Genomic DNA, 234 nt, shown 5'->3' with positions numbered 1-234 from the left:
TCTCGGCGCTAAGAAGCTTAACTTCTGTGTTCGACATGGGAACAGGTGTATCCTTCTCGCCATCGTCACCACACTATTGAGAAACTTGTGCTCTCAAAACTAGACAATATCAAATAATTCATATGAACCGGAACACCAATTACTTGGTTAAGTCCTCGACCGATTAGTATTAGTCCGCTTCATGCGTCACCGCACTGCCACTTCTAACCTATCTACCTGATCATCTTTCAGGGG

The 234-nt window shown here is 44.4% G+C and carries 2 rRNA genes; both read right to left on the bottom strand.

Going from position 1 to position 234, the window contains the following annotated elements:
- Positions 1-73, bottom strand: a 5S ribosomal RNA gene (rrf, locus tag MZO40_RS17715); the annotation flags it as partial.
- A 70-nt stretch (positions 74-143) separates the two neighbouring features.
- Positions 144-234: ribosomal RNA gene (locus MZO40_RS17710) — 23S ribosomal RNA — on the bottom strand; the annotation flags it as partial.

The sequence above is a fragment of the Lactiplantibacillus sp. B652 genome (genome assembly GCF_023806745.1).
GTDB classification, from domain to species: Bacteria; Bacillota; Bacilli; order Lactobacillales; family Lactobacillaceae; genus Lactiplantibacillus; species Lactiplantibacillus pentosus.
Note: the sequence above shows the minus strand (reverse complement) of the source record. Positions and strands in the feature narration are given on the sequence as shown.